This is a genomic window from Pseudomonas fluorescens (assembly GCF_902497875.1).
GTDB lineage: Bacteria > Pseudomonadota > Gammaproteobacteria > Pseudomonadales > Pseudomonadaceae > Aquipseudomonas > Aquipseudomonas fluorescens_BR.
The window spans coordinates 1-19,209 of the sequence record NZ_CABVHY010000046.1; the positions used below are offsets into that span (position 1 = coordinate 1).

16 protein-coding genes are annotated in these 19,209 nt (G+C 59.5%); 8 read left to right on the forward strand and 8 right to left on the reverse strand.

The window, feature by feature from the left end; translation table 11 throughout:
• Positions 1 to 137: 137 nt before the first annotated feature.
• Positions 138 to 2,840 (forward strand): hypothetical protein, encoded by a 2,703-nt coding sequence (locus tag F8N85_RS35280; protein ID WP_224795780.1) that lies wholly within the window; start codon positions 138 to 140, stop codon positions 2,838 to 2,840.
• Positions 2,837 to 3,349, forward strand: a complete 513-nt coding sequence (locus F8N85_RS30750) for a hypothetical protein (protein ID WP_150807204.1) — start codon at positions 2,837 to 2,839, stop codon at positions 3,347 to 3,349. Before F8N85_RS35280 ends, F8N85_RS30750 begins: the two co-directional genes overlap by 4 nt.
• A gap of 319 nt (positions 3,350 to 3,668) precedes the next feature.
• Here the strand turns inward: F8N85_RS30750 and F8N85_RS30755 are convergent, their stop codons facing one another.
• From F8N85_RS30755 to emhA, 3 genes are read right to left on the reverse strand one after another with little or no spacing between them, the layout of a single operon-like run.
• Positions 3,669 to 5,129: an AdeC/AdeK/OprM family multidrug efflux complex outer membrane factor gene (locus F8N85_RS30755; protein ID WP_150807205.1), complete on the reverse strand. Its 1,461-nt coding sequence runs from the start codon at positions 5,127 to 5,129 to the stop codon at positions 3,669 to 3,671.
• Complete coding sequence (gene emhB, locus F8N85_RS30760) at positions 5,126 to 8,290, reverse strand: efflux RND transporter permease subunit EmhB (protein WP_150807206.1); 3,165 nt, start codon at positions 8,288 to 8,290, stop codon at positions 5,126 to 5,128. The genes F8N85_RS30755 and emhB overlap by 4 nt, the downstream gene beginning before the upstream one ends.
• A gap of 3 nt (positions 8,291 to 8,293) precedes the next feature.
• Positions 8,294 to 9,451 (reverse strand): efflux RND transporter periplasmic adaptor subunit EmhA, encoded by a 1,158-nt coding sequence (emhA, locus tag F8N85_RS30765; RefSeq protein WP_150807207.1) that lies wholly within the window; start codon positions 9,449 to 9,451, stop codon positions 8,294 to 8,296.
• Between the two features lie 265 nt (positions 9,452 to 9,716).
• On the opposite strand from emhA, the gene emhR reads away from it, so the two are divergent.
• The 4 genes from emhR to F8N85_RS30785 all read left to right on the forward strand — a co-directional run bounded on the left by emhR (position 9,717) and on the right by F8N85_RS30785 (position 12,842).
• Positions 9,717 to 10,349: an efflux system transcriptional repressor EmhR gene (emhR, locus tag F8N85_RS30770; protein ID WP_150807208.1), complete on the forward strand. Its 633-nt coding sequence runs from the start codon at positions 9,717 to 9,719 to the stop codon at positions 10,347 to 10,349.
• 160 nt (positions 10,350 to 10,509) lie between these two features.
• Positions 10,510 to 11,394 carry a DMT family transporter gene (locus F8N85_RS30775; protein WP_150807209.1) on the forward strand — a complete coding sequence of 295 codons (885 nt, stop codon included), beginning with the start codon at positions 10,510 to 10,512 and terminating at the stop codon, positions 11,392 to 11,394.
• A gap of 117 nt (positions 11,395 to 11,511) precedes the next feature.
• Positions 11,512 to 12,210, forward strand: a complete 699-nt coding sequence (locus F8N85_RS30780) for a CoA transferase subunit A (RefSeq protein WP_150807210.1) — start codon at positions 11,512 to 11,514, stop codon at positions 12,208 to 12,210.
• Positions 12,211 to 12,212: 2 nt separating this feature from the next.
• Positions 12,213 to 12,842: a CoA transferase subunit B gene (locus F8N85_RS30785; protein ID WP_150645145.1), complete on the forward strand. Its 630-nt coding sequence runs from the start codon at positions 12,213 to 12,215 to the stop codon at positions 12,840 to 12,842.
• A 259-nt stretch (positions 12,843 to 13,101) separates the two neighbouring features.
• Here F8N85_RS30785 and F8N85_RS30795 read toward each other — a convergent pair whose 3' ends face one another.
• From F8N85_RS30795 to F8N85_RS30805, 3 genes are read right to left on the reverse strand one after another with little or no spacing between them, the layout of a single operon-like run.
• A complete protein-coding gene (locus tag F8N85_RS30795) occupies positions 13,102 to 14,151 on the reverse strand; it encodes an alkene reductase (protein ID WP_150807211.1) in 1,050 nt (349 codons plus the stop codon).
• Positions 14,152 to 14,171: 20 nt separating this feature from the next.
• Positions 14,172 to 15,338 (reverse strand): MFS transporter, encoded by a 1,167-nt coding sequence (locus tag F8N85_RS30800; protein WP_150807212.1) that lies wholly within the window; start codon positions 15,336 to 15,338, stop codon positions 14,172 to 14,174.
• 25 nt (positions 15,339 to 15,363) lie between these two features.
• Positions 15,364 to 15,666: an ArsR/SmtB family transcription factor gene (locus F8N85_RS30805; RefSeq protein ID WP_150807213.1), complete on the reverse strand. Its 303-nt coding sequence runs from the start codon at positions 15,664 to 15,666 to the stop codon at positions 15,364 to 15,366.
• 155 nt (positions 15,667 to 15,821) lie between these two features.
• On the opposite strand from F8N85_RS30805, the gene F8N85_RS30810 reads away from it, so the two are divergent.
• Complete coding sequence (locus F8N85_RS30810; protein WP_150807214.1) at positions 15,822 to 16,394, forward strand: ACP phosphodiesterase; 573 nt, start codon at positions 15,822 to 15,824, stop codon at positions 16,392 to 16,394.
• 130 nt (positions 16,395 to 16,524) lie between these two features.
• On the opposite strand, the gene F8N85_RS30815 is transcribed toward F8N85_RS30810, so the two are convergent.
• Positions 16,525 to 17,319, reverse strand: coding sequence for a lysophospholipid acyltransferase family protein (locus F8N85_RS30815; RefSeq protein ID WP_150807215.1), 795 nt, complete (start codon positions 17,317 to 17,319; stop codon positions 16,525 to 16,527).
• Positions 17,319 to 18,074: an L-ornithine N(alpha)-acyltransferase gene (gene olsB / locus F8N85_RS30820; RefSeq protein ID WP_150807216.1), complete on the reverse strand. Its 756-nt coding sequence runs from the start codon at positions 18,072 to 18,074 to the stop codon at positions 17,319 to 17,321. The genes F8N85_RS30815 and olsB overlap by 1 nt, the downstream gene beginning before the upstream one ends.
• Positions 18,075 to 18,215: 141 nt before the next feature.
• Between olsB and F8N85_RS30825 the strand changes: the two genes are divergently transcribed.
• Positions 18,216 to 19,091, forward strand: a complete 876-nt coding sequence (locus F8N85_RS30825; protein WP_150807217.1) for an acyl-CoA dehydrogenase family protein — start codon at positions 18,216 to 18,218, stop codon at positions 19,089 to 19,091.
• Positions 19,092 to 19,209 lie beyond the last annotated feature (118 nt).

A 19,209-nucleotide genomic window follows, 5' to 3' on the forward strand; every position in this document is an offset into this window, starting at 1 on the left:
CTAGCCATCGCTGTAGGCATATTCGGCAAAGGTTATAGGGACGTTCCTGATGCGACTTTAGGGGGTGTCGCGGTCGCTCAAGATGATCCATCGTTCGGATTTCTCTGGCTGACACCTTCGCAAGGAGCGAACACCCCATGAGCAAGTTGTCCACTTGGCTTTTTGGACGGCAATACACTGACCGGAACTCTCGGTTTGAGGTGCGCGATTCCCCGATCCTGCCGACGCCCGACACAGGCCCGGTCCGCGCATCTTTACCCCCGGAACCAGGCGCCGACGCTCTGCAACCGCTGAAGAACTGGAGCCATCCGTTCAAGGACACGCGCAACCCGCTGCAGCAGTTGACCCACTTGGCCAAGGCGACGGCGGGCTACTACCCCCTGGGGCGCAACGGCCTCTGGCACGGCGGTGTGCATTTCGACAGTGGCACCGCCGACGGCCTGGATCAATCCAGCGTGCAGTGCCTGGCTGACGGTGAAGTGGTGGCTTACCGCATCGACACGCATTCGCCGACCACCCGCTACTTCATCAACACAATCACCGTCGAGAAACCCTTCTCGCGCAATTTCGTGCTGGTTCGACATCGGTTGCAGCCACCCAAGATCGAAGGCAGCCCGGATACGCCGCCCAGCCTGACCTTCTACAGCCTGTACATGCACCTGCAGGACTGGGCGGTGTACCAGGAGAACTCCGCCATCACTCGTCCGGCGTTCTGGCCCGAGGCGCCGACCCGACGCGTCAAGGAGTCGGCGAATGACGTACGCCCCGGAAATCTTGAGCAGCGTGGCCTGAACGTGCGCAATAAGGACTCGCAGGGCAAGGTGCTCGACCTCCTGCCTCGGGGGGCGGAGGTGACCGTCAGCGGCGAGGGTGATTACCGCAAGCTGGAGAACACCCTCGGCCCGGCCAGGCTGACCACTGCCGAGGGTTCTCTCCGCGGCTATGTTTCCATCACTCAGCTGAGACAGAGTGCCGGGGACGAATATCACGTCGCGACACGCTGGGGCTCGCTCAACGTTCGCGCCGAACCGAGCTTTCACAGCGAGGTTCTCGAGAAACTCCCGGATGGCACGCACGTCACGGTCAGCGGTGAAGGCGAGTACCGCAAGCTGGAACGCATCGACCAGTACGTCCATTTCAAATCGCTGCAAGGCGCGCTGGAACCGCTAGCGTCGGATCGGGTGGTGGTGCTCGAAACGCCCGTCGCGATCAAGGCCGGAGCGCTGATCGGTCACCTTGGTAGGTACCAGGACGGCGGCGCGGACCAGCCGGAAGAGAAGCTGCACCTGGAAGTGTTCAGTGGCGATGACGTCGATTTATTCATCGAAGCCAGTCGCGCCTGGGCCCAGCGCCTGCCGGATAAAGACAGAACCTGGTTGAAGCTCACCCAAGGCACCGCCGTGGTGACTCATCCAGAAAATGCCACTGCCGCACAACTGAAAATATTGAGTGCCGCCAGCCCACTCAGTGCTGACGACTTGTTAGTCCCCAAAAGTTTGCTTGATGGTCTGCCGGCCGACAGAAAAATCCAGGTGACCGCGAGCGATAGCCGCAAAGCCAGCAACTGGTATCGCCTGGATGGGCTGCTGCACGACGCGGACAACACCCTGCTCGACGGCTGGGTGCGCGAAGAAGTAGGTGTCACGCCTTGGCTCAGTCCCTGGTCGTGGGAGGGCTATGACGTTATTTTCGACTACAGCACGCCCAAACACGCCATGGCCTCGTTTCTCAGTGCCGTCGACCGCTTCAGTGAAGCGCAACGCGAACGCTATCGTCCCCTGGCCGACAAAGACGACCAGGGGCCGATGAAGAGCCGGCTGTACGACATCATCGACCGCAACCGCGACGGCAAGATGACCGCCGAAGAACTGCAAGCAGCCCTCCACCTGCCGGCCTACGCGCAGTCGATTTCGCAGCTGATCATTTACAAAGAGAGCGAATGGTTTCACCAGGCGCAAAAGTGGGACGCGCTGGATGAATTGCTCGGTCATAGCGGCTCGACCCCACACTTGAACTGGTTGGCGGAGAAGCAGCGGATCGAGCAACTGAGTTGGTGGGGAGAGGTCGCGGAGAAAGTGGGGTTGCCGTCGTGGGGGAAGGCGTATCACTTTCATCCGGTGGGGTTGTTGGGCTGCTTTTCAGTCGCTAATCCTCTGGAAATTACTCATGAACAGTTGAAGCAGATATTCCCCGCTGCAGATGAAGATGATATCGATGTTGTATTAAATGAGATCAATGGCCGCCTGGCTGAATTCAAATTAGACACCAGGCTAAGGCAACGCCACTTCTTTGCCCAAGTCAAAGGGGAGGTAGGAGCCGCCATGAAGGGAGTTACTGAAAGCTGGGAGTATTCGCCAGCAGCGCTCAAATCATTCAGTGTCTACTACCGTGCACATCCAGCCGAGGCAGAAGAGGATGGGTACTTAAAAGACGCGCAGGGAAGGATTGTTCGCAGAGCGAATCAACGGGAGATTGGGCGTAAACACTTTCAACGACTCAATGGGAACCGAGACTCGCACCCTGATGATGGGTATAACCTCCGAGGCAGGGGGTTGATACAGATTACAGGTTATGAAAAATATCATGGGTACATGCGTGATTATAATAAGTACTGGGTAGGACTTGCTCCAGATACAGAAAGCAATCCGGAACTAATTAATACAATGCCGAACGCCATCAGAAGCGCCGTATGGTTCTGGCTTTATAGGTCGCCGTATTCTAATGATAAAGGTAGAGGTTTGGCGGATGTTTCAGGTGTAACTTTTAAAGTAAATGGCGGCTACACTGGGCTCGCAGAGCGAGAGGCCGCCTATAAAGAAATTGAAAGGATATTGAAGTGAATATGTTTATGCCTGCATTCGTAATCGCCTCACTTGTGATTGTTAGTGGCTCTGTGGTTGCGAAAAACAATGACGAAAATCTCTGTGAGCCAAGTGAGATCGAGATTGCGTCATGTCAGTTGGAGGGGAGGTATAAAAAGATTATATCAATTTGTGCGAGTGAGCAAAAAGAATTGGTGTCGTACTACTTTGGCACAAAAAACAAAATAGAATTGAGTGTTGAATTTTCATCGGGCAGCAAAATATATCGATGGCAGGATGCTGATACCTATGTGACTTTTATAGGGTTTAATCGAAATGAATATTCTTACGTTTTCGGTATTCCGCAGGAAACTTTAGGGGCTAAAGCTTTTTTATTGGTAAAGAAAAGTAAAGCTCCCCTCGACTTTAACTCTCCTAGGCTCTGCACCTCGAACTCATTCGGCGAGAAAAATCTGCAGAGCGTAGCCATAGACGACGTGGACGACAAAACCGTCAGAAGTGAAGGTTTTTTATTTCCTCCTGATTGAATCTGCTCGTATGGAGGTAAATGGAAAATTATTCGCGGCCTAGATATCTAGTTTCAATAGCGATTATTGCAAGCTGATACTGAAATATGAAAGAGAGCATTACCTGGTTTCAGAAGCCCTGCGCTCACTCGTAGGTAAGTTAGATAATCGGGGGATCCGTTATCGCGAACAATCGAGCGTCGACCGGCTGCTCCTACAGTGCGCGCCCTGAGCACAGCGCTCTAATCCTGTAGAGCAGGCCAAAAAAATCCGGAGCCCTTGTCAGGTCCCGGATTTTTTTTGCTCATCAAGGAACGCTCAACGATCCTCAGTCAGACTCTCAGAACAACTTCAGCTTCGGCGCCTCTTCCTTGAGCGGCTCGTTCTTCGCAGTCTGTGCGTTCCAGCCGCCACCAAGAGCCTTGTACAGATTGACCTCGCTGACCAGTTGCGCCAGGCGATCGGTAATCAATGCCTGTTGTGCGCTGAATAGCTGGCGCTGGGCATCGAGGAAGGTCAGGTTGCTGTCGACGCCGATCCGGTAGCGACGCTCGGCCAGGCGGTAGTAGTCCTGGTTGGCGTTGACGAAATCACGCTGGGCCTGCAACTGCTGGTTGAAGGTCTGGCGCGCGGCGAGGCCATCGGAGACTTCCTGGAAGGCGGCCTGGATGGACTTTTCGTATTGTGCCACGGTGATGTCTTTCTGGATTTTCGAGTAATCCAGGCTTGCTCTCAGAGCGCCGGCATTGAAGATCGGCAGATTGATTTGCGGCTGGAACAACCAGACCCCCGAACCGCCTTTGAACAGACCGGACAGGTCCGGGCTTGCCGTACCGGCGTTGGCCGTCAGGCTGATGCTCGGGAAAAAGGCGGCCCGTGCCGCGCCGATGTTGGCGTTGGCTGCCTTGAGCTGGTGCTCGGCTTCCAGGATGTCTGGACGACGTTGCAGCAAGTCCGACGGCAAGCCGGCCGGTACTTCGCTCAACAGGTCGTCGGCCAGCGGCTGGCTGCCCGGCAGGTTGGCCGGAATCCCGGTGCCCAGCAACAGCGCGAGACTGTTCTGGTCCTGTGCGACCAGGCGGGTATAACGCGCATATTGCACCCGTGCGTTTTCCACGGAAGTGCGCGACTGGCTCAGATCCAGCGCCGAGGCCACACCCACTTCATTGCTGCGCGCGGTGAGTTTGTAGCTCTCCTCGAATGCGCCCAGGGTGTCCTTGGTCAGCTGGAGCAGTTCCTTGTCGGCCTGCCAGGTCAGGTAGGCGTTGGCCACGCTGGCCACCAGGCTGATCTGGGTGCTGCGCCGCGCTTCTTCAGTGGCGAAGTATGACTGCAGCGCTTGCTCGCTGAGGCTGCGAACCCGACCGAACAGGTCCAGCTCGTAGGCGCTGATACCCAGGGTCGCCGAGTACTGGCTGGTGATGGCCGACTCACCGGTTTGCGACAGGTTCGCCGGAACTCGCTGGCGGCTGCCGCTGCCGGTCGCCGAGACGGCCGGGAACAGGTCGGCGCGCTGAATGCGGTATTGAGCCGCAAAGGCGTCGATGTTCAGGGCCGCGACACGCAGGTCGCGGTTGTTCTCCAGGGCGGTCTGAATCAGTTGTTGCAGCGCCGGGTCATGGAAAAACTGCTTCCAGCCCTGTTCGGCGGCCGCCATGTTGGCGGCCTCGGCAGGGGAGTAGGCTGGACCTTGCGGGTACTGCGCCGCGACCGGCGCTTGCGGTCGCTGGTAATCAGGTATCAGCGAGCAACCACCGAGCACGAATGCAGTGATTGCCAGGGAGAGTAGCGACTTGCTCATTGGCCAGCCTCGTTTGCAGTTTCAATGGTGTCGGGTTCGTCCGTGACTTTTCTTTGGCCCATGGCGGACACGGTGACAAAGAACAGCGGTACCCAGAAGATCGCCAAAACAGTCGCGGTGATCATACCGCCAATTACCCCGGTACCGATCGCATGCTGGCTGCCGGAGCCGGCGCCGGTGGAGATTGCCAGGGGTACCACGCCGAGCACGAAGGCCAGCGACGTCATGATGATCGGTCGCAGACGCATCCGGCAGGCTTCAATGGCCGCTTCGCTCAGCGTGCGTCCCTGCTCATGCAGTTCCTTGGCGAACTCGACGATCAGAATGGCGTTTTTCGATGCCAGACCGATGGTCGTCAACAAGCCCACCTGGAAATACACGTCGTTGGACAGGCCGCGCAGGCTGGTGGCGAGCAGGGCACCGATGATCCCCAGCGGTACCACCAGCATCACCGCGATCGGGATCGACCAGCTTTCATACAGTGCCGCCAGGCAGAGGAATACCATCAGCAGCGACAGCGCATACAGCGCCGGCGCTTGCGAGCCGGACAGACGTTCCTCGTAGGACAGACCGGTCCAGGAGATACCGACACCCGCCGGCAGCTTCTTGGCCAGCGCCTCGACTTCGGCCATGGCCTCACCGGTACTGTAGCCGGGTGCCGGGGCGCCGAGGATTTCCATGGCGGCTACACCGTTGTAGCGTGACAGCTTGGGTGCACCGTAAATCCACTCACCCTTGGCAAAGGCGGAGAAGGGCACCATGGTTCCGCTGGCGTTGCGCACGTACCATTTCTTGATGTCTTCGGGGCTCATGCGGGCGCCGGGCTGACCTTGTACATAGACCTTCTTCACCCGACCGCGGTCGATGAAGTCGTTGACATAACTACTGCCCAGCCCAATCGACAGGGTGGCGTTGATGTCCGTCATGGTCAGGCCCAGGGCGCTGGCGCGTTCGTCGTCGATGGTCAGCTGGTACTGCGGTTCATCGTTCAGACCGTTGGGGCGGACCTGTGACAGCACCTTGCTTTGCGCGGCCATGCCGAGGAACTGGTTACGCGCCTCCATCAGTTTGTCGTGACCGATACCGGCACGGTCCTGCAGGAATACGTCGAAACCGGTGGCGTTACCCAGCTCCAGTACAGCTGGCGGGGCGAAGGCGAACACCATGGCGTCACGGAAGGTGAAGAAGTGCTGCTGCGCCCGAGCGGCGAGCTTGAACACGCTGTTTTCCGCAGAGCGTTCATCCCATGGCTTGAGCATGATGAAGGCCATGCCCGAACTCTGACCGCGGCCGGCGAAGTTGAAGCCGGTCACGGTAAAGACCGAGTTGACCGCATCACCTTCACCACCTTCGGCGCTTGGCCGCAGGAGGAATTCGCGCATTTCGTCAACCACCACCTGGGTCCGTTCGGCACTGGAGCCGGCCGGGGTCTGCACCTGGGCGAACAGTACGCCCTGGTCTTCTTCCGGCAGGAAGGCCGTCGGGATGCGGGTGAACAGCCAGATCATGCCGACCACGATGATCAGGTAGGCCAGCAGGTACGGCGCCTTGTACTTGAGCATATTGCCGACACCGCGCTCGTAGCTTTTCACGCCACGGTCGAAGTTGCGGTTGAACCAACCGAAGAAGCCGCGTTTCGGTACGCCGTGCTCGCCTTTGGGAATCGCCTTGAGCATGGTGGCGCAGAGCGCCGGCGTGAAGATCAGGGCGACCAGAACCGAGAGCGCCATGGCCGAAACGATGGTGATCGAGAATTGCTTGTAGATCACCCCGGTCGAGCCGCTGAAGAACGCCATCGGCAGCAGTACCGCCGAGAGCACCAGGGCAATACCGATCAGGGCGCCCTGGATCTGCCCCATGGATTTCTTGGTGGCTTCCTTGGGTGACAGTCCTTCCTCGCTCATCACCCGTTCGACGTTTTCCACCACGACAATGGCATCGTCCACCAGCAAGCCGATGGCCAACACCATACCGAACATGGTCAGGGTGTTGATGCTGAAGCCGAACGCCGCGAGGATCCCGAAGGTCCCGAGCAATACCACCGGTACCGTCATCGTGGTGATGACCGTGGCACGGAAGTTTTGCAGGAACAGGAACATCACCAGGAACACCAGTACGACCGCTTCGACCAGGGTTTCAACCACACCCTTGATCGACTCGGTTACCACCGGGGTGGTGTCATAAGGGAATACCACTTCCATCCCTTCCGGGAAGAACGGTTGCAGGTCGGCGATGGTCTTGCGCAGGGCTTTTGCGGTGTCCAGGGCGTTGGCGCCGTTGGCCAGTTTTACCGCCAGGCCGGAAGCCGGGCTGCCGTTGAACTGGGCGCTGATGCTGTAGTTCTCGCCACCGAGGCCGACATCGGCCACGTCACCCAGACGCACTTGCGAGCCGTCTTTGTTGACCCTCAGCAGGATGGACTTGAACTGCTCGGCCGTCTGCAGACGGGTCTTGCCGATGATCGTGGCATTCAGTTGCTGCCCCGGCATGGCCGGCAGGCCGCCGAGTTGCCCGGAGGAAACCTGGACGTTCTGCGCGGCGATGGCGGTTTTCACGTCCACCGGAGTCAGGTTGAAATTGTTCAGCTTGGCCGGGTCGAGCCAGATACGCATGGCGTACTGGGCACCGAATACCTGGAAGTCGCCGACACCCGCGGTCCGCGAGATCGGGTCCTGCATGTTGGAAACGATGTAGTTGGACAGGTCGTCCTTGGACATGCTGCCATCGCGCGAGACCACGCCGATCACCATCAGGAAGTTCTTCACTGCCTTGGTCACGCGGATACCCTGCTGCTGCACTTCTTGCGGCAGTAGCGGGGTGGCCAGGTTCAGTTTGTTCTGGACCTGGACCTGCGCGGTATCGGAGTTGGTGCCTTGTTCGAAGGTCGCGGTAATGGTCATGCTGCCGTCGGAGTTACTTTCCGAGGCTACATAACGCAGGTTATCGATACCGTTGAGTTGTTGCTCGATGACTTGCACCACGGTGTCCTGCACGGTCTGTGCAGAAGCGCCCGGGTAGGTCACCTGGATCGCGATAGCGGGTGGCGCAATGCTCGGGTACTGGTTGATGGGTAACTTGAGGATCGATAGAGCCCCGACCAACATGATCACCAGGGCAATTACCCAGGCGAAAATCGGACGGTCGATAAAAAATTTCGACATGGTTTACTCCCCTTTGCCGCCTGCAACTGCGTTTGATGCCGGTGCCGGGGCCGGGTTTTTCGTAGTCACGTTGGTAGCCTCAGTGGCCTTGACTTCAACGCCAGGCTTGACGTATTGCAGGCCTTCGGTGATCAGACGGTCACCGGCCTTGAGGCCATCCTCGATCAGCCATTGGTTGCCGACAGTACGGCTGGCCTTGAGCTGACGCAGTTCGACCTTGTTGTCCGGACCCACCACCAGCGCGGTCGGAGTGCCTTTCAAGTCGCGGGTCACGCCTTGTTGCGGGGCGAGAATCGCGGCGGCGTTCACCCCGGACTGCAACTGCGCGTGGACGAACATGCCCGGTAGCAGGGTGTGGTCGGGGTTCGGGAACACGGCGCGCAGGGTCACGGAACCGGTGGTTGGGTCGACCGAGACTTCGGAGAACTCCAGCTTGCCGTCCAGTTTGTACTGGCTGCCGTCTTCCAGGGTCAGCTTGACCATGGCCGCATTCGCGCCGGCCTTTTGCAGGCGACCGCTTTCCAGCTCGCGGCGCAGCTCGAGCAGCTCTACCGACGATTGAGTGACGTCGACGTAGATCGGGTCGAGTTGCTGAATCACCGCCATGGCGTCGGCCTGGCCGTTATTGACCAGTGCACCTTCGGTGACCGAAGAACGACCGATACGCCCGGACAGCGGGGCGAGCACTTTGGTGTAGCGCAAGTTGATCTGCGCGTTTTGCAGGCTGGCTTCCGATTGCAACCGATTGGCCAAGGCCGTGTCGTATTCCTGGCGGCTGACAGCTTGCTCGTTGACCAACTGCTTGTAGCGATCGGAAATCGACTTGGTCGATTGCAGGTTCGCCTGGGCGCTTTTCAGGGTGGCTTCATAGACCGATGGATCGATCTGATACAGCTGCTGGCCGGCCTTGACCTCGCCACCTTCCTTGAACAGACGTTTGAGAATGATGCCGTTGACCTGAGGGCGGACTTCCGCCATGCGGAACGCCGTAGTGCGGCCCGGAAGCTCGGAGGTCAGGGTAAACGCTTGAGCTTGCAGGGTGACGACGCCGACCTGAGGGGCTTGTGGGGCAGGGGCTGGCTCTTCCTTTTTGCAGCCGCTGAGCAGCGTTGCCAGGGCAACGGCAGCAACCAGAGCGGTAATAGCTGGCTTGAATTGCATGAAAATCCTCGGGTCAGGCGCGCAATTGCACACAAGAAAGGTGGAAGGTTAAAAAATAGGCGCTGAGTAGATAAGTAGCTTGCTAAGGAATATACTTACGTTCATGGTTGTTTGTAAATACCTTGACTACGCAACGTTCTCGTTACAAAAGCCATAAAAAGCGTGAATTGCAGGCTGGGGACGAGACCCAAGAGACTTCGCCCCATATTTTTTCAGATGATCATTACGCATCGCCTGAAAGCCCCCTGATTGAGGTAGTACTGCCATGGTCCGTCGTACCAAAGAGGAAGCCCAGGAAACCCGTAGCCAGATACTCGAAGCGGCAGAGAAAGCCTTTCATGAGCGGGGTGTGGCGCGAACCACGCTGGCAGATATCGCAACGCTGGCGGGTGTGACGCGCGGGGCCATCTACTGGCATTTCAGCAACAAGGCGGATCTGCTTCAGGCCATGCTCGACGCCTTGCATGAGCCGCTGGATGAGATGGCCAGGGCCAGTGAAGATGCAGCAGAGCTCGACCCCTTGGGTTGCATGCGCAAGCTGTTGATTCATTTGTTTCATCAAGTTGCCCTGGACCCGAAGACCCAGCGCATTAATGACATTCTGTTTCATAAGTGCGAACTCACCGATGAAATGTGCGATCTGCGTCAGCAGCGCCGCGTTGCCACCCTGGATTGCAATGTGCGCATCGGGCTGGCGTTACGCAATGCGGTGAATCGAGGTCAGCTTCCGGAGAATCTGGATACCACCCGAGCTGCGATCAGTCTGCATGCGTTTATCGACGGCATCCTTTACCAGTGGCTGCTGGCGCCCGACGCCTTTGAGCTGCACAGGGAAGCCGAGCGCCTGGTCGATACCGGATTTGACATGCTGCGCTTGAGTCCTGCCCTGCGCAATTAAGAAAAATGCGTAATCGAGACCCTTTGTGTCAACAGGTAAGGCGCGGAAGATCGATCGTTAGTTCGCCTTGTTTTGATGGGGTGCCTTTATATACGCGATAGCGCTATCTTCACAGGTAGCGAGCTTTGTATTTTGTAGGGAATTTGTGTCGAGTGTATGAATGAGTGTGAACACCCCGCTGTACAAGGGCTCCGAGCAGCCGGTCAAGGGTATCGCACTGATCGGCTTGGCCGTACTGCTGTTCTCCAGTCACGACGCGCTGTCCAAGTATTTGTCGGGGTTTTATCCGATCGTCATGGTGGTGTGGGCCCGTTATGTGGTGCACACGCTGCTGATGCTGGTGATCTTTGTGCCTCGCAGTGGTTTTTCCGCGGTGGTGCGTACCAAACGCCCCGGGCTCCAGGTGTTGCGCGCATTGTGCCTGATCGGCACCAGCCTGTTTTTCACCACGGGCTTGCGTTACATCCCGCTGGCCGAAGCCACCGCGGTCAACTTCCTCGCGCCGTTGCTGGTGACGGCGTTGTCGGTTCCACTGCTCAAAGAGCGGGTTACCCGTAGCCAATGGCTGGCGGTGTTGGCCGGTTTTGTCGGCGTGCTGATCGTAGTGCGTCCAGGCGGGGCGCTGTTTACCCCGGCGATTATCCTGCCGTTGTGCTCGGCGCTGTGTTTCGGTTTCTATCAATTGCTGACCCGCAAGCTCAGCGGCATCGACAGCCCGACCACCAGCAACTTCCTCACCGGTATTCTCAACAGCCTGATCATGAGCGCGCTGCTGGCCTTCTTCTGGAGCACGCCGACACTGCTTCACGCGCTGTTCATGATCGGCCTGGGCACCTGCGGCATGCTCGGCCATATGTTGCTGACCCAGGCTTTTCGTCACGCCGCACCGGCCATGCTCGCGCCCTTCAGCTATGGGCAGATCCTGTTTGCGGGGATGTATGGCTACCTGATCTTTGGCCATACGCCAGATATCTTCGGGATCATCGGCATTATCGTGATTTGTGTCAGTGGCCTGGCCGTGGCCTGGGGGCAGCGCAAGGGCTAAGCTGACGCAGTAGCGAAAATCGGGGGGGCAGTGCTGGATGGTGCTGTTTCCTCCCGGCCCGAGCAAACAGGCCGTGGCCGCATACGTGTGTGTCGTGGTGAATTCGAGGAAGAATAAGTGAACAAGATTTACTCGAGTGCTGAATCCGCCCTGCAAGGTCTCGTCGAAGACGGTATGACCCTCGCAGTCGGTGGCTTTGGGTTGTGCGGTATTCCTGAGGCCTTGATTGAGGCGTTACGCGACACCGGCAAGCGCGAGCTGACGGTGATCAGTAATAACGCCGGCGTCGATGGCTTCGGTCTGGGCCAGCTGCTGACTACCCGGCAGATCCGCAAGATGATTTCCTCCTACGTTGGCGAGAACAAGGAATTCGAGCGCCAGTACCTCGCCGGTGAACTGGAACTGGAGTTCACTCCCCAGGGCACTCTGGCGGAAAAACTCCGTGCCGGCGGTGCAGGCATCCCGGCGTTCTTCACCAAGACCGGCTACGGCACGCTGGTGGCCGAAGGCAAGGAAACCCGTGAATTCGATGGCGAATGGTACGTGATGGAGCGCTCGCTGCGCGCCGATCTGGCCCTGGTCAAAGCCTGGAAGGCCGACAAGTCCGGCAATCTGCTGTTCAACAAGACCGCGCGCAACTTCAACCCGCTGGCGGCCATGGCGGCCAAGGTTTGCGTGGTCGAGGTGGAGGAGATCGTCGAGATCGGTGAGCTGGATCCCGATCAGGTCCACTTGCCGGGTATCTACGTGCAGCGGCTGGTACTCAATGCCAAGCCGGAAAAACGCATCGAACAACGCACTGTGCGGAGCGCCTGATCATGGCCTGGACTCGTGAAGAAATGGCGCAACGCGCCGCCCAAGAATTGCAGGACGGTTTCTACGTCAACCTCGGCATCGGCTTGCCGACGCTGGTGGCCAACTACATTCCTGAAGGCATGGACGTCTGGTTACAGAGCGAGAACGGCCTGCTCGGTATTGGACCGTTCCCGCTCGACAACGAGGTCGATCCGGACCTGATCAACGCTGGCAAACAGACCATCACCACCTTGCCCGGCAGTAGCTTCTTCAACAGTGCTGACTCCTTTGCCATGATCCGCGGCGGTCACATCAACCTGTCGATCCTCGGTGCCATGCAGGTCTCGGAGCAGGGCGATCTGGCCAACTGGATGATTCCCGGCAAGATGGTCAAGGGCATGGGCGGGGCAATGGACCTGGTGGCTGGAGTCAAACGTGTGGTGGTGCTGATGGAGCACACGGCCAAGGGTGGCAGCCATAAATTGCTCAAACAGTGCGACCTGCCCCTGACGGGTGTCGGCGTGGTGGATCGGATCATTACCGATCTGGCGGTGCTGGACGTGACGGAGCAAGGTCTGAAACTGGTCGAGCTGGCGGCGGGCGTGAGCCTGGAAGAACTGCAGGCGGCGACCGGGTGTCCGGTCAGCGCTTGATCTGATTGTGGGTGCGGGCTTGCCCCAAACCTTTGGCCTGGTGATCAACTGTGGCGAGGGGGCTTGCCCCCGTTCGGCTGCGAAGCAGACGTAAAACCAGTCAATGCGGTTTCCCTGAAGAAATGCATCGCCTGGTTTGGGGAGCGCTTCGCACTCCAGCGGGGGCAAGCCCCCTCGCCACAGAGACCGAGTTGAGTCACTAAACCAAAAAAGCCCCGGCTCTCACGAGTCGGGGCTTTTTGCGTTAGCGCGTTTGCTTTTACAGCACTGGATAGTCGATATAACCGACCGGACCCTTGGCATAGAAGGTTTCAGGATGCGCCTGGTTCAGTTCGGCATCGGCCTTCAGGCGTGCCGGCAGGTCCGGGTTGGCGATGAAGGGCACGCCGAAGGCGATGGCATCGGCCTTGCCGCTGGCCAGCCAGGCGTTGGCGCTGGCCTTGGTGAAGCGTTCGTTGGCGATGTATGGGCCGCCGAAGGCTTCCTTGAGTTGCGGGCCGAGGCTGTCGGCGCCTTCTTTCTCGCGGGAACAGATGAACGCAATGCCGCGTTTGCCCAGTTCACTGGCGACGTAGGTGAAGGTTTCGGACAGGTTGTCGTCACCCATGTCGTGGGAGTCGGCCCGCGGTGCCAGGTGCATGCCGACCCGGCCCGCGCCCCAGACTTCGATCACCGCGTCCGTCACTTCGAGCATCAGCCGTGCGCGGTTTTCCAGGGAGCCGCCATAGTGGTCGGTGCGCTGGTTGGTGCTGCTTTGCAGGAACTGGTCGAGCAGGTAACCGTTGGCGCCGTGGATTTCCACGCCGTCGAAACCGGCGGCCTTGGCGTTCTCGGCACCCACGCGGTAAGCCTCGACGATCTCGGCGATTTCAGCAGTTTCCAGGGCCCGGGGAGTCGGGTAGTCGGCGAGCGGACGCACCAGGCTGACATGACCTTTAGGTTGAATGGCGCTCGGGGCAACCGGCGCTTCACCGTTCAGGTAGGACGGATGGGAAACCCGCCCGACGTGCCACAGCTGCAGGAAGATCCGCCCGCCAGCGCCGTGAATGGCCTTGACCACGTTGCTCCAGCCGCGCACCTGGTCGTTGGACCAGATGCCCGGGGTATCCGGGTAACCGACGCCCATTGGCGTGACCGAAGTGGCCTCGCTGAGGATCAGGCCGGCTGAGGCACGCTGCACATAGTATTCAGCCATCAACGCGTTCGGCACACGGCCTTCATCGGCACGGCAGCGAGTCAGCGGCGCCATGATGATACGGTTCGGCAGCTCGAGGTCGCCGAGTTTGATGGGATCGAAAATAGTTGCCATGGATACAACCCTCTGGATGATCAGTTGGTAGCAGGGGCCAGCTCGGCATTGCCGCTCTGACGAAAAGTAATCAGCGTCACCAGCAGTGCGAGGACTGCCAGTGCTGCAGCGGCCAGAGGCACGCGGGTCAAGCCGAAACCGTGGGCAATCACGCTGCCGCCCACCCAGGCGCCGAGTGCGTTGCCGATGTTGAAGGCGCCGATGTTCAGGGTCGACACCAGGTTCGGTGCGGCCTTGCCGAAGGTCACGACGTTCACTTGCAGCGCCGGTACGGCGGCAAACGATGCGGTAGCCCAAAGGAACAAGGTGATTTCAGTCGGGATCACCGCGACGCTGGTCCAGCTCAGTACGGTCGAGACCACGGCCATGGAGATGAAGACCCCGATCAACGTGGCCGCCAGGCGTTTGTCCGCCAGCTTGCCGCCGATGATGTTGCCGACAGTCAGCCCCAGACCGATCAACAGCAGGGTCCAGGTCACGCCTTTGGGCGAGACGCCGGTGACGTCGCCCAGCAGCGGTGCCACATAGGTGAAGAGGGTGAACATCGAGGCGGCGAACAAGGCGGTCATGCTCAGTGACAACCAGATACCGGCGCCCTTGAGTGCGGCCAGTTCCGCGCGCATGTCGAGTTTTTCTTCATCACGTTTGGCTGGGAGGAAGCGGATCAGGCCGATCAACGCGACCACACCGATCACGGTCACTGCCCAGAAGGTCGAACGCCAGCCGGCTTCCTGACCCAGGGCAGTGCCCAGTGGCACGCCCAGCACGTTGGCCAGGGTCAGCCCGGTGAACATCAAGGCCACCGCCGACGCGCGTTTGTTGGCCGGTACCAGGCCGGCGGCGACCACCGAACCGATACCGAAGAAGGCGCCGTGACACAGGGCGGTCACCACTCGAGCGAACATCAGCACGTTGTAGTCACTGGCCATTGCGCAGAGCAGGTTGCCGACGATGAAAATGCCCATCAACGCCACCAAGGCGGCCTTGCGCGGCAACTTGGCGGTGGCCAGCGCCATGAACGGTGCGCCGATGGCCACACCCAGGGCGTAGCCGGTTACCAGCCAGCCGGCACCGGGAATCGATACACCGAGGTCGGCCGCCACTTCGGGCAGCAAGCCCATGATGACGAACTCGGTGGTACCGATGGCGAAGGCGCTCAGGGCCAGGATGATTAGCGAGAGGGGCATTGTGCAATCCTTGTGAAGCTCTGGGTCAGAGCTCTTTGCTGATGGCGCGGAGGAATTCCTGAATCACTTCCTCGTTGCGTTTGAAGAAGTGCCATTGGCCGACTTTCCGGCTACTGATCAGACCCGCCCGCTGCAAGGTCGCCAAGTGCGCGGACACGGTCGACTGCGACAGGCCGCAACGTTGATCGATTTGTCCGGCACACACGCCGTGCTCGTTGCTGTGACTCTGGTCGGGAAACTCGAGCGTCGGGTCTTTGAGCCAGTGAAGGATTTCTCGCCGTACTGGGTGCGCCAGGGCTTTTATTATTTCGTCGAGGTCGATGGGCATGGCGGTTGCTCGTGATGAGTAAAACGTTATATCGCGATAAGGCGAACTTTAAATCGTTGAATCGCGATATACCAATATGATTTTGATCTGGGATCAGCGTAAATCGGTATATCGAGTTATAACGATATGTGAGGCGTGGTGCTAAACTGCACGCCATGAATTATCTCGCACATCTTCACCTCGGCGGCCAACTTCCGTCCCAACTGCTCGGCAGCCTGTATGGCGACTTCGTCAAAGGCCGCCTGCAGGGGCAGTTCGATCCGCAGACCGAGGCGGCGATTCAGTTGCATCGCCATATCGACGTGTTCACTGATCGCCATCCGCTGGTGGACATATCGCTGTCGCGGTTTTCGCTGACGCGCCGGCGATATGCCGGGATTGTCCTGGACGTGTTCTTCGACCATTGCCTGGCGCGGGATTGGCAGCTGTATGCCGACCGTCCGCTGGACAGCTTCACCGCCGAGGTTTATCGGGTGCTGGCCGCGGAGCCGCAGTTGCCGGGACGTCTGGCGGACATTGCACCGCACATGGCCGCCCATGACTGGTTAGGTTCGTATCGGGATTTTGCGGTGCTCGAGCAAGTACTGCGGGGCATCTCGCGACGCTTGTCACGGCCCGAGGAATTGGCCGCTGCGATGCAGGAGCTGGAAAGGTTGTACGAGCCGTTGAGCGAGGATTTTCGGTTGTTCTATCCCGAGTTGCAGGTGTTTGCGGCGCGGCATATATAGTCAAGATCAAAAGATCGCAGCCTGCGGCAGCTCCTACAGGATTTGCATACATCCGCAATCGTGCGGATGTATGGGGTCGGTGTAGGAGCTGCTGCAGGCTGCGATCTTTTTTGCATTGGTACTGAAATTTTCAGGCAGCAACCAGCTCGCCGACACGACGCGGCTCCGCAGGCTGAACGACTTCACCAAACAACGCTTTTTGCACCGCCTGCTGCGCTTGAAAGGCCAGCGCCGCACGTTCCTGACCGTGACAGGCAATCGGCTTGAGCAGATGGATTTCCACCTCGCCCTGATCATTGGCAAACAAGCGCATCAGGTGCGACAGCAGATCATCGTCGCCAATGAAGGGCGCCAGCGGATCGATCTGACCCTCACGCAAGTAGCGAATGGCCACTGGTTGCAGAGCGACGTCGGCGTCGATGGCGGCGGACAGCAAGCGGCCGTGAAAGGTGCGAAGCGAACGGCCATCGGTAGTGGTGCCCTCCGGGAACATCAGCAGCGGATGTTCTTGCTGCAGATGGCGGCTCATCTGTTTGCGGATCAACTGGCTGTCGCCCGATCCGCGCCGGATGAACAAGCTGCCGGCCTTGGCCGCCAGCCAGCCGGCGACCGGCCAGGTGCGCACTTCGGCCTTGGACAGGAACGACAGCGGCGCCAGCATGCCGAGCAACGGAATGTCGGTCCAGGACACGTGGTTGCTGACCCACAGCATCGGCTGTCGCGGCAGTTCGCCGTGAACGGTCACGCGAAAGGGCAGGGCATTGCCCAGCCGCGCCATGAAAAACCGTGACCAGCGCTGCCGCCGGAGCATCGAGTTGGCAACGCCCATGCGCTCGAACAGGCCGAACAAGCTGGCCATGCTCAACCCCAGGCCAACCACCACCAGCACTCGCGCAATCCGCGCGTACACCCGTAGCCCGCTCATCAGACAGCCGCCTTGAAGTGCCGGGCGTAGCGCGGGCACAACTCGTCACGTTTGAGCAGGATGAACACGTCGGCGACCTGGAAGTCTTCGTCCCAGCAGGGTTCGCCGCAGATTTTCGCGCCCAGGCGCATGTAGGCCTTGAGCAGCGGCGGCATTTCGGCAATTACGTTGGACGGGATGTCGAGGGCCGGCAATGGCTTCTTCGGTTCGGCGCGCAAATGTTCAGTGCACAGGTAACGTTCGCGCAGGCGTTGCATGATCGCCTGGGCCTGAATCCCGCCGTCCTGCATCGGGATGCTGGCGCAGCCCATCAGGTAGCTGTAGCCGCCTTCGTTGAGCACTTCCGCAAGTTCCCCCCACAGCACGGCGATGGTGCCGCCGTTGCGGTAGGCCGGGTCGACGCAGGTGCGACCGATTTCGAGGATCGGGCCCTTGAGATGAACCAGACCGTGGAGGCTGAATTCTTCTTCGCTGTAGAATCGCCCCAGACTGCTGGCGGCCTGATGGTCGAGCAAGCGGGTGGTGGCAACCAGGCGGCCAGTGTTCAGGTCACGCACGCCGATATGAGCGCAGTGAACATCATAGTCATCCATGTCCAGACCAAGTTCCGCGCCCTTCAGCCGGGCGTTGAACTCGCCGCTGAAAACGTTGAAGCGCAAGGCCTGGGCTTCCTGCAAGGCCTCGGCACCGATCAGGCGTTCGGCCTGCAGGCGGCGTTCATTGCCAGTGTCGCTGATGCGGGCGATCTGAGTCATTGCGAATCTCCATACGGGCTACTCACCCGTCGTGGGTTGCAGCCGATCGACTTTGTTGTGCAAAGTCAGGCTATGTAGCCCCGGTGTCATCGCCATGAAGCTTTGGTGATGCTTATATGACAGCCCCTTGAGGAACCTCCCATGCCTTGGCAAGCCCTGTTGAACCACCGCAAACGTCTGCCCGCCAATCCGGATCTGGCCGAGGGTTATGGGGCTTTGTTACAGCAACTGGGCAGTGTCACGCCGTTTGAACTGGCCGTGCGCGGCGGCCGGTTGATGGCGACGCCCGGGCTGGCATTTCTGGTGGGCTATCAGGCGGCGTTGCGCATGCTTTGGCCCAGCGCGCCGCCGAGCCTGGGCGCCTTGTGCGCGACCGAACAGCGCAGCCTGCGTCCGGCGGACATGCAGACCCGTCTGGATGACTTGCGGCTGAGCGGGCGCAAGGATTTTGTCACCGCTGGCGATGCAGCGGACTGGTTGCTCATCGCCGCGCGCTGCGAGGCACCGGGTGAATCGCCACGCTTGAGTCTGGCCGTGGTGTACCCAGGTGAACCCGGGATACGGCTGGAAAAACTGCCGGCGATTGCGTTGATGCCGGACATCAGCCACGGTCGGCTGTTTCTCGACAATGCCCTGTGTGAGCTGCTCGCGGGGGATGGCTGGGACGCCTACGTCAAACCGTTCCGCACCCTGGAAGACATCTATGTGCTCAGTGCCATGAGCGCCTGGTTGTATGGCGTCGGCCAGGACAGCGACTGGCCGCAGAGTCTGCAACTGCGGCTGGTGGCGCTGCTGGCGGGGTGCGCGGAAGTCAGTCGGCAGAACCCGGCTTCGAGTGCCGGGCATGTGGTGCTGGGTGGCTTGTTCGCGCAGTTCGATTCGCTCCGGTCCGAGTTGAACGAAGCATTCGCCGATGGCCCGCCGGAGTGGGCAGCGTTGTGGGGGCGTGATCGGGCGGTGCTGGAATTGGCCGCCGGGGCGCGGGCCAAGCGCTTGGCGAAGGCGTTGCAGGCGTAGGAGGCGAGCTGGCGTAGTCTGCAATCTTTTGATCTTGATTCTCTGTGATACCGATGTGTTTGCGAAAAGATCGCAGCCTGCGGCAGCTCCTACGGGATCTGTGTTTGCCATGAGAGAG

Excerpts from the sequence above, each read along its gene's own strand:
- F8N85_RS35280 (WP_224795780.1), top strand. The coding sequence starts at position 138 with ATGAGCAAGTTGTCCACTTGGCTTTTTGGACGGCAATACACTGACCGG.
- F8N85_RS30755 (WP_150807205.1), bottom strand. The coding sequence starts at position 5,129 with ATGAGCAAGTCGCTACTCTCCCTGGCAATCACTGCATTCGTGCTCGGT.
- emhB (WP_150807206.1), bottom strand. The coding sequence starts at position 8,290 with ATGTCGAAATTTTTTATCGACCGTCCGATTTTCGCCTGGGTAATTGCC.
- emhA (WP_150807207.1), bottom strand. The coding sequence starts at position 9,451 with ATGCAATTCAAGCCAGCTATTACCGCTCTGGTTGCTGCCGTTGCCCTG.
- emhR (WP_150807208.1), top strand. The coding sequence starts at position 9,717 with ATGGTCCGTCGTACCAAAGAGGAAGCCCAGGAAACCCGTAGCCAGATA.
- F8N85_RS30775 (WP_150807209.1), top strand. The coding sequence starts at position 10,510 with ATGAGTGTGAACACCCCGCTGTACAAGGGCTCCGAGCAGCCGGTCAAG.
- F8N85_RS30785 (WP_150645145.1), top strand. The coding sequence starts at position 12,213 with ATGGCCTGGACTCGTGAAGAAATGGCGCAACGCGCCGCCCAAGAATTG.
- F8N85_RS30795 (WP_150807211.1), bottom strand. The coding sequence starts at position 14,151 with ATGGCAACTATTTTCGATCCCATCAAACTCGGCGACCTCGAGCTGCCG.
- F8N85_RS30800 (WP_150807212.1), bottom strand. The coding sequence starts at position 15,338 with ATGCCCCTCTCGCTAATCATCCTGGCCCTGAGCGCCTTCGCCATCGGT.
- F8N85_RS30805 (WP_150807213.1), bottom strand. The coding sequence starts at position 15,666 with ATGCCCATCGACCTCGACGAAATAATAAAAGCCCTGGCGCACCCAGTA.
- F8N85_RS30810 (WP_150807214.1), top strand. The coding sequence starts at position 15,822 with ATGAATTATCTCGCACATCTTCACCTCGGCGGCCAACTTCCGTCCCAA.
- F8N85_RS30815 (WP_150807215.1), bottom strand. The coding sequence starts at position 17,319 with ATGAGCGGGCTACGGGTGTACGCGCGGATTGCGCGAGTGCTGGTGGTG.
- olsB (WP_150807216.1), bottom strand. The coding sequence starts at position 18,074 with ATGACTCAGATCGCCCGCATCAGCGACACTGGCAATGAACGCCGCCTG.
- F8N85_RS30825 (WP_150807217.1), top strand. The coding sequence starts at position 18,216 with ATGCCTTGGCAAGCCCTGTTGAACCACCGCAAACGTCTGCCCGCCAAT.